Origin of the sequence: Brunnivagina elsteri CCALA 953 (assembly GCF_002289455.1) — a bacterium.
Lineage (GTDB): Bacteria > Cyanobacteriota > Cyanobacteriia > Cyanobacteriales > Nostocaceae > Brunnivagina > Brunnivagina elsteri.
Genome location: NZ_NTFS01000347.1, coordinates 1 through 7,106 on the forward strand (window position 1 = coordinate 1; position 7,106 = coordinate 7,106).

The 7,106-nt window shown below is 38.4% G+C and carries 7 protein-coding genes and 1 pseudogene; 6 read left to right on the forward strand and 2 right to left on the reverse strand.

Annotation, left to right across the window (positions count from 1 at the left end):
- Positions 1–190: 190 nt before the first annotated feature.
- From CK510_RS23280 to ftsH3, 6 genes are all read left to right on the forward strand, one after another.
- A complete protein-coding gene (locus tag CK510_RS23280) occupies positions 191–979 on the forward strand; it encodes an HAD family hydrolase (protein WP_095723952.1) in 789 nt (262 codons plus the stop codon).
- Positions 980–1,293: 314 nt separating this feature from the next.
- The gene (locus CK510_RS23285) at positions 1,294–2,265 is read left to right on the forward strand and encodes a sodium-dependent bicarbonate transport family permease (RefSeq protein WP_095723953.1); all 972 of its coding nucleotides are present in this window, start codon (positions 1,294–1,296) and stop codon (positions 2,263–2,265) included.
- Between the two features lie 45 nt (positions 2,266–2,310).
- Positions 2,311–2,619, forward strand: coding sequence for a P-II family nitrogen regulator (locus tag CK510_RS23290; RefSeq protein ID WP_095723954.1), 309 nt, complete (start codon positions 2,311–2,313; stop codon positions 2,617–2,619).
- A gap of 87 nt (positions 2,620–2,706) precedes the next feature.
- The gene (locus tag CK510_RS23295) at positions 2,707–3,507 is read left to right on the forward strand and encodes an aminotransferase class IV (protein WP_095723955.1); all 801 of its coding nucleotides are present in this window, start codon (positions 2,707–2,709) and stop codon (positions 3,505–3,507) included.
- A gap of 381 nt (positions 3,508–3,888) precedes the next feature.
- Positions 3,889–4,269 (forward strand): ATP-dependent metallopeptidase FtsH/Yme1/Tma family protein, encoded by a 381-nt coding sequence (locus CK510_RS23300; protein WP_095723956.1) that lies wholly within the window; start codon positions 3,889–3,891, stop codon positions 4,267–4,269.
- Between the two features lie 297 nt (positions 4,270–4,566).
- A complete protein-coding gene (gene ftsH3 / locus CK510_RS23305; protein ID WP_095723957.1) occupies positions 4,567–6,411 on the forward strand; it encodes an ATP-dependent zinc metalloprotease FtsH3 in 1,845 nt (614 codons plus the stop codon).
- A 103-nt stretch (positions 6,412–6,514) separates the two neighbouring features.
- Here the strand turns inward: ftsH3 and CK510_RS23310 are convergent.
- Both CK510_RS23310 and CK510_RS31990 read right to left on the reverse strand, forming a co-directional pair.
- A pseudogene (locus tag CK510_RS23310) lies at positions 6,515–6,763 on the reverse strand (alpha/beta hydrolase-fold protein); the annotation flags it as partial.
- A gap of 91 nt (positions 6,764–6,854) precedes the next feature.
- On the reverse strand, positions 6,855–7,106 hold a 252-nt coding region (locus CK510_RS31990; protein WP_211293275.1), incomplete at its 5' end, for a hypothetical protein.

Consider the following 7,106-nt stretch of genomic DNA (forward strand, 5'->3'; position numbering starts at 1 on the left):
TTCTAAAGCTAGTAAAATTGGGCAACTTTAAGTTATTATACTTAGTAATTAGAATATTCTTTGGCTAGAGTCTAGTTGAAATTGGCGAATTTTAACTCTATTTATCGTAAATGCTGTCAAGATTACTGTTGAATTATTTTAAATAGACTTTAATCAAGGCAGCCAATGTTTGGGTTTAAGGCTTACAAAAATGACGGCAATTATTCCTACTATTTTAGCATCTGATTTTGATGGCGTGATTTGCGACGGGATGGTTGAATATTTTGAGGTAGCATGGCGAACATATTGTCAAATATGGACATCTACCAAACAAATACCATCAGATGAATTAGCTTCAAAATTCTATAGTCTTAGACCAGTAATTGAAACAGGTTGGGAAATGCCTGTTTTAATTAAAGCTTTGGTTGAGGAAATACCTGAAGAAACAATTCTCAGGGATTGGGTAAATATTACTCAAACAATTCTATCTCAACATCAGATAAAATCATCGGAAGTCTCATCTAGTCTTGATAAATTACGTGATGAATGGATTGAGAATGATTTAGAAGATTGGATGAGTTTACATCGATTTTATCCTGGGATTTTGGACAGAATTAAGAATATTCTAGCGAGCGATGTCCAGTTATATATTGTTACTACAAAAGAAGGACGCTTTGTTCATAAACTACTACAAAAAGAAGGACTAGATATCCCACGAGAAGTTATTTTTGGAAAGGAATATAAGCGTCCAAAATACGAAATTTTACGAGAGTTGAGGCAGAAAGCTGATGGTTCAGAAGTTAGTATGTGGTTTATAGAAGATAGGTTAAATACTTTACAACTGGTTCAACAGCAAAGTGATTTGGATGATGTGAAATTGTTTCTTGCTGATTGGGGATATAATACTCCCTCAGAGAGAGTAATTGCCCATAATAATCAGCGTATTGATTTATTATCGTTAGGGCAATTTGGACAGGAATTTTCCAAGTGGGCTAAATAAATCAGGGCAAATAAATCAGTAAAATAAATCAGGGTGAATAAATTAGGATAAATCAATTAGGGTAAATTAATTAGGGCAAACAACCGTTTGCCCCTACGAGAGAATGGATTGGAACATGTTTATGATTTGTAGAGACCTATGCAATGGTGATATTAGTCACCACATAAATAAAATAAATTAAATACTTCAAATTAGATAAATTGGAATAGTTGAAGCTGAAAAATTATACCCTAGCTATCATAATTACCGCGCATTATGCGAAACTAATTCATCAACAATAATTAAACGATCGCACAAAAAGGACTTAGTGGGTTATGGATGTCAGTCTCATCTTATCAAACATCTTAAATCCACCAGTTTTAGCTTTTTTCTTGGGGATGCTAGCAGTATTTCTCAAGTCTGATTTAGAAATTCCCCCACCACTACCGAAATTATTTTCCTTATATCTACTATTTGCAATTGGCTTCAAAGGAGGTGTAGAACTCGTTAAAAGTGGTGTTAGTCAAGACGTAGTTTTGACATTATTAGCAGCTGTATTCATGTCGATAATAGTCCCGATATACAGCTTTTTTATACTCAGGGTGAAACTTGATGCTTACAATGCAGCTGCGATCGCATCGACGTATGGTTCAATTAGTGCTGTCACTTTCATCACCGCAGGTTCCTTCTTAACCCAGTTGGGAATTAGCTTTGATGGCTTTATGGTAGCAGCTTTGGCATTGATGGAATCCCCAGCAATTATCATCGGTTTAATTTTAGTTAATCTATTTGCCGTCAAACAGGAAAAAAGCGAGTTTGTTTGGAAGGAAGTATTGCATGAAGCTACCCTCAATAGTTCTGTATATTTGCTTGTCGGTAGTTTGGTGATGGGTTTACTGACTGGGGAAAGTGGTTGGGAAAAATTGAAACCTTTTACCCAAGATATGTTTTATGGAGTTCTCACTTTCTTTTTACTTGATATGGGACTTGTTGCAGCTAAAAGAATCAAAGATTTACAAAAAACAGGGCTTTTTCTAATTTCCTTTGCCATACTTATTCCGATAGTTAATGCAGTGATTGGATTATCTATAGCTAAATTTATTGGTTTGCAACGGGGAGATACCTTATTGTTTTCTGTATTGTGTGCAAGTGCTTCCTACATTGCTGTACCCGCAGCGATGCGAATTACAGTTCCCGAAGCAAATCCCAGTCTTTATGTATCAACAGCGCTGGCAGTAACTTTTCCTTTTAATATTATTATTGGGATACCGCTTTATTTTTACGTGATTAATCTTTTTTGGGTATAGGTTTAGAGATGGGTTTACAAATAAGTTAGGAGAGAAATTAGAAATATGTTGCCAGTTAAACGCATTGAAATTATTGCGAACTATGTAGAGTTAGGGAAGATTTTACAAGGTTTAGAAAAAACAGGAATCGAAGGTTGTACCGTAATTCGTGATGTTGCCGGAACCAGTACGCGAGATGATGGAAAACATGACTTAGCAATGACAATGCTCGATAACGTCTATATTATTGCCTTTTGTCAACCCGAAAAAATTGCGATCGCATCTGAGGTAATTCGCAATATTCTCAATAAATATGGTGGTTCCTGTTTTATTTCTGATGCAATGGAATTGAGAACTACAAAATGTGTTAGTTAATAAATTAATTCATTCTCACAAAACCAGCTTTTTCAATTATTTTCAATATACAACTGACCTTTTGCAAAATATAAAAGGGTTAAATTTATTTTTTGGTACAACGGTAAATTAAATAATTCTCAAACTATCGAACTAGATATTAATAATCCAGGTTTACTTTATGGTGCGACTATATTTACAACGTTGCGAATTTACGATAACTCCCTCAGTAATCCTCTCACAAACTGGGAAGCACATATTGAACGAATTAAAACTTCTGTAGATTTTTTCAATCAACATCTAAATTGGCAGCAACCCAATTACAACCAAATACATCAAGGTTGTGAAGTCATGAAACAACACTTTCCTGTGCTACGAATTACGGTTTTCCCAGATGGTAAAGAATGGATAACAGGGAGAAACCTACCCCAAGATTTAGCAGAAAGACAAAAAAGCGGGATTTCAGCAATAATTGCCAGTCCGAATCTATCGCGATCGCAACCCAATTATAAGACGAGTAATTATCTCACATCTTGGTTAGCAAAATCAATGGCTGAAAATTATAATTCTCAGGAAGCGATATTTGTAGATGAGTCTGGGAATTGGTTGGAAACGACAACAGGTAATCTTTGGGGATGGAAAGATGGTTGCTGGTGGACACCTCCAATTGATGGGAAAATATTACCAGGAATTATGCGATCGCACATTCTCAATTCTCTCACCAACCAACATCAACAAGTCGGCGAAGAACCCTGGACACAAGAATTAGTTACTAGTTTGGAAACCCTGGCTTACAGTAACTCTGTAGTCGAACTTATTCCTATTCATACCGTTATCCAACCAACAAGTAAATTAAAATATAACTTTCATCATCCTGCCTTAAAACAGTTACAAAGAATTTTTATCTAAGGAAACAATAAATAAATTACCCAAATTGATTGTAGGGGTCTCCCCGCCCCTCAAGATGATATGGTAAATAGATCGTCAGAATATTTTATTTTCTGGAAATATACTAAAAACGGTTCAAAATTGTCATTCTGAGGTAAAACCTCCGAGATACTTCGCTTCACTACGTTACTTTCAGTATGACAAAGTTTGTTTTTGACCCATTTGGAGTATAAGCAGTTCCGCATTTAAATCATATAATCTAAATTATTATAATTCTTGTGGGGTGGGCATCCCTGCCTGCCCTAATATATGATTTAGCTGCTTTTTAGCTTATCTACAACAAAGTTGGAATATTCTGCAATACTTGAAAAATAACCTAGCAATGGCAATCTGTACAACCATATGCGCTACTTTGCATTATGCTTGTTAGTCATTGTCATTATATCTGTTGCATTTGGTACAGCTTTTCTTGAGAAGCAACCACCAAAACGTGAATCATGGGATTACAGTCAGTTTATTCAACAAGTCGAAAAAGGCAATGTCGAATCAGTCAAAATTAGCGCAGATAGGAAAGTGGCTTTAGTCCAACCAAAAACTAGTGATACGGTTACTGTGAATTTGACAGACGACCCCACACTAATTAATAAGCTTACCAGTAAAAGTGTTGATATTATCATTTTGCCTCAAACCGACGAAAAATTTTGGTTTAGAGCTATCCGAAGCTTACTTTTGCCAATCTTTCTATTTGTCGGGTTGCTTTTTTTGATAATTAAAGCTATTTAGAAATCCGGAGTTAAGAATCCTTGCCAGACTCTTAAAAATACATAAATAGAAACCTTGTAGTGGAAACCGTCCAGAAGCACCCAAGCACATAGCTTACAACCTCGCTACAATATGATCCCAGCGACTCGATCTCAAACAAACACAGGATTTTTCTTGCTACATGAAAATTAAGGCATTATGCGATACCTTAAGATAAGTTAACATATTTCTTAATTACTACCTTCTTACTTCCAGAAGATACAACGTAATTCTCTACGTTAAGAGAAATGCATAAAAATTACAGGAGGACTGACCTCGGTGAATAACAAAAGATGGAGAAATGCGGGTCTATACGCACTACTATTTATAGTTGTGATTGCTTTGGGTACAGCATTTTTTGAGCAAAAACCCCAAAGTAGAGATACATGGCGTTACAGTCAATTTCTAGAAGAGGTTGACAAAGGTAACGTAGTTCAGGTCAAACTTTATGCCGATCGCAGTGGTGCGATCGTCAAAACCCAAAGTGGTAGCCAAGTCGCAGTCACCTTGGTAAATGACGACCAAACATTAATTAATACTCTCACTGAGAAAAAAGTAGATATTAGCGTTTTGCCCCAAACCGACGAAGGATTCTGGTTCAAGGCACTCAGCAGCTTATTTTTCCCAGTATTGCTGTTAGTCGGTTTATTTTTCCTACTACGTCGCGCTCAAAATGGTCCCGGTAGCCAAGCGATGAACTTTGGCAAGTCGCGAGCTAGGGTACAAATGGAACCCCAAACCCAAATTACCTTCGGTGACGTTGCGGGTATCGACCAAGCTAAACTTGAACTTAATGAAGTAGTAGACTTCCTCAAAAATGCCGATCGCTTTACCGCAATTGGTGCAAAAATTCCCAAAGGTGTATTGTTAGTCGGTCCTCCTGGTACTGGTAAAACCTTGCTAGCACGTGCTGTCGCTGGTGAAGCCGGTGTACCCTTCTTCTCCATCTCCGGTTCGGAATTTGTGGAAATGTTCGTAGGTGTAGGTGCATCCCGCGTCCGTGACTTGTTTGAACAAGCAAAAACTAACGCACCTTGTATCGTCTTCATCGATGAAATTGACGCAGTTGGTCGTCAGCGTGGTGCTGGTTTAGGTGGTGGTAACGACGAACGGGAACAAACCTTGAACCAATTACTGACCGAGATGGATGGTTTTGAAGGTAATACCGGAATCATTATTATCGCTGCTACCAACCGTCCTGATGTACTAGACTCGGCTTTATTGCGTCCCGGACGTTTTGACCGCCAAGTAGTTGTAGACCGTCCTGACTACGCTGGACGTGTGGAAATCCTCAAGGTTCACGCACGGGGTAAGACATTAGGTAAAGACGTAGATATCGATAGAATTGCCCGTCGTAGCCCTGGTTTTACAGGTGCAGACTTGTCCAACTTGCTCAACGAAGCGGCAATTTTAGCAGCACGTCGCAACCTGACGGAAATCTCGATGGATGAAATCAACGATGCGATCGACCGTGTTTTAGCAGGTCCAGAGAAGAAAGACCGGGTAATGAGCGAACGTCGCAAGCTATTGGTAGCTTATCATGAATCCGGACATGCTTTGGTTGGTGCATTAATGCCCGACTACGACCCCGTACAAAAAATTAGCATTATTCCTCGCGGTCGTGCAGGTGGTTTAACCTGGTTTACACCCTCCGAAGACCGCATGGATAGCGGACTTTACAGTCGTTCCTATTTGGAAAACCAAATGGCAGTGGCTTTGGGTGGACGTATCGCTGAAGAATTAATCTTTGGTGACGAAGAAGTAACTACTGGTGCTTCCGGAGACTTACAACAGGTTGCGCGGGTAGCGCGTCAAATGGTAATGCGCTTCGGGATGAGCGATAAACTCGGACCCGTTGCCCTTGGTCGCCAACAAGGTAACATGTTCCTGGGACGGGATATCATGTCAGAACGCGACTTCTCGGAAGAAACTGCATCTGCCATCGATGGGGAAGTTCGCAAGTTAGTTGATGTGGCTTACGATCGCGCCAAGCATGTATTAGTTACAAATAAGCATGTCCTCGATCAACTTGCTGCAATGCTGGTTGAGAAGGAAACTGTTGATGCGGAAGAATTGCAAGAATTGCTTGCGAGCAATGATGTACAAACCGCAGCTTTTGCTTAGTTTTAAGTTAGAAGTTATGAGTTAGGAATTAAAAAATATCTCATAATCTTTAATTTCTCAAATTAGTATTTATATAGGGTGGGCATTGCTCACCTTATTTTTTTTATGGTTTTTTCAACTGTCCATGACCCACATTATCGGCTGCATGTGCTATCTGTGCGATCTGAAACTGTTCTCCTACAAATGTCAAAGAATCTGCCAGATGTTCACGCCAATAATCCCAAGTATGACTTCCAGGGAATTGCTTAAACATATTATAAATTTTCAGTTTACTTATCACATTCGTAAATTCTGTTGCTTCTTTCAATTCATTAATATCTGATTTACCACTATCCAAATAGATCCGCAATCTTTGCCTTGCTTGTAGTTGTTAAGCAGAATCAAGTTCGTTTAGTTAATCAAAAACCCGCCATAGATACTCGTCCACCGATTCAGAAATAGGTCTAAATGAGACTATTATCTTCAACCGCTATACGGGAACTATCTTTAGAAACTGTGACAATACTTTTAGCAGTAGGAATACTTGAACCCGGTTTGTGCCCTGTAAAAGTAAATGTCAAAGTACCATTTCCGTTATCTTTATAAGGAGCCTCCGCAGCATGACCATATATTAAATTTTCTGCTCGATAATTACTTAGCCCACCATTAATTTCTTCTGCTGCTTCACGAGCATAGTTTTTAGCGCGGTTAAGTTC

Bases quoted from the DNA above. Each gene is read 5' to 3' on its own strand.
- CK510_RS23280 (WP_095723952.1), top strand. From the start codon at position 191: ATGACGGCAATTATTCCTACTATTTTAGCATCTGATTTTGATGGCGTG.
- CK510_RS23285 (WP_095723953.1), top strand. From the start codon at position 1,294: ATGGATGTCAGTCTCATCTTATCAAACATCTTAAATCCACCAGTTTTA.
- CK510_RS23290 (WP_095723954.1), top strand. From the start codon at position 2,311: ATGTTGCCAGTTAAACGCATTGAAATTATTGCGAACTATGTAGAGTTA.
- CK510_RS23300 (WP_095723956.1), top strand. From the start codon at position 3,889: ATGCGCTACTTTGCATTATGCTTGTTAGTCATTGTCATTATATCTGTT.